The 1,885-nt window shown below is 36.0% G+C and carries 1 protein-coding gene; it reads left to right on the top strand.

From position 1 onward, the window contains the following. Positions 1-1,172 precede the first annotated feature (1,172 nt). Positions 1,173-1,736 carry a hypothetical protein gene (locus FYJ80_RS11515; RefSeq protein ID WP_154427040.1) on the top strand — a complete coding sequence of 188 codons (564 nt, stop codon included), beginning with the start codon at positions 1,173-1,175 and terminating at the stop codon, positions 1,734-1,736. Positions 1,737-1,885 lie beyond the last annotated feature (149 nt).

Below are 1,885 nucleotides of genomic sequence, written 5' to 3'. Positions count from 1 at the left end.
GTGACTTTGGTGAGAGGGAGGAAAGCCAGCTTCGATGCTGACACTCGATCAAATACACCACTTAACAACACTGCACTCGTGAGCGAGCAACTTAAAGAGCACTGACACTAGAATGTTATCTCAGTTGTAGGACGACACGCGAGGTTCACATTGATGATTGACGCTGTACTATAAGCGAGATGTGAAGACCAAGAACATAGTTAGTATCTTGGTGGAATGTAAGCGATATACTCGGCTCGATGTCGGCATATTCTTCTTCCGAAGTAGCAGCATTCCTTATTACTCTAAGGAAAGCTGCTGCTATGGGAATTTTGCTCAACCTCTCTCAATCTCAGCATATATCTAACACGCTTTAAATTAAGAAGAAAATAAACTTATTGTTTATAGCGGAGCGAAAACTTAAAGCTCTTTCGATACTGAATTATCGATTGTGTGTAAAGTTTAGGGCAGCTTGTCTGTCCTACTTTTCCACATGAGAGAACCCACTAGACTGACGCGTTTCACTTGTCGATACATGGTGCTTGGATAATTTCGTACCTCAATTAACCAGGCCCACGTATTCAAGTTAAGAAAACATTACTTTGTCGTCAATTCCTCATAAATACCGGTCAAACTTTCATTTTGGGATCGTGTAACACTGATAACAAAATAACAACGTCACTTTTGGGCTGATTTAATCGGACAAAACTATCTTAAATACTCGTTATCTTTCCTATTTCCTCTGAACGATGATCACGTAGTGCGCGTTAGATGCATACTGTTAAATACAGGCGTTTCTAACTCAAAGTCATACTACGAGATGAATGATCGGTATTTGTGGTCTTAGAATCGATTCTAGGGGCGATTTTACGGGTATTTGGATCACATCAGATTGATAAGTGATTTATGGCGAGATGGATTGATAAAAATAGTCAGATTTAAAATAAATCTATTCCTAGGGGGTTTTGCCTAAATTAGATTTATTTTAAATCTAAGGTCGCTAATGGCGACCTTTGTTGTATCTGGGCGTTACCGCGAATTGGATCGCATTAGATGGATACTGTTGAATACAGCCGCTTTTAATATCTTCACTTTACGAAGAAAAATGGTTATTTAATCTATGTAATTAGAGGGGGTATTTTTAAGAAAAAATGCTTTAACATTAAAGCATTTTTTCTTCAGGAGTTTCTTTAATGACTATTATTTATTATTGCTTAGTATCTTTGTTCCGTTGGGATATTAAGTGGATATCCCGATTGAGCACTATGTGGGGAATTACCCGATTGATTTTAGTCATTTTTTTCGTCCTGATGCTTATCATCGACAGTGTTTTTATCTACGATAAGGTTCTACATCTACAGCGTATTAATGTTCAGCTTGAGCGAATTGAAATATGCAGCCAGATAGTGAGTAATGAATCTAATAAAAAATTAAATTGGGGAATAATTCATAAACTTGAACTGTCAGTATCAGAAGTTAAAAATGAGGCGAATATTATATGTAAAAGGGTTAAAACAAAAAAACTTAATAATGCATTTCTAGACGTTTTAGGTGTTCCTAGTATATCTGATATGAATAATGCTATTACTGTAATATTACCAAATGGAAATACTATTAGTTCTGTTCCCAAAAGAGCAACAAAAGGACAAGTAAAAGAAATTGCGATAAAGGCGGGACTTGCTCAAGAGAGTGATTTTGATGTGCATACTCATTTATCCTTTAATGCTTTTATGTGGAATAAGGCTTTTAGTCATTAAATTTATGACGTTAGTTATCTAACTTTGTTTGTTAATACACATAAAATGCTAACTTATAAGGTCGCTTAGACAACTTTTTTTGTTTCTGGACGTTACAGCGTATCTGTCTCGGATCGCATTAGATGGATACTGTTAAATACAGCCGCTTT

Origin of the sequence: Bullifex porci (assembly GCF_009695635.1) — a bacterium.
GTDB classification, from domain to species: domain Bacteria; phylum Spirochaetota; class Spirochaetia; order Sphaerochaetales; family Sphaerochaetaceae; genus Bullifex; species Bullifex porci.
The sequence above is the reverse complement of the archived record's forward strand: the minus strand, read 5'-3'. Positions and strand labels throughout refer to the sequence as shown.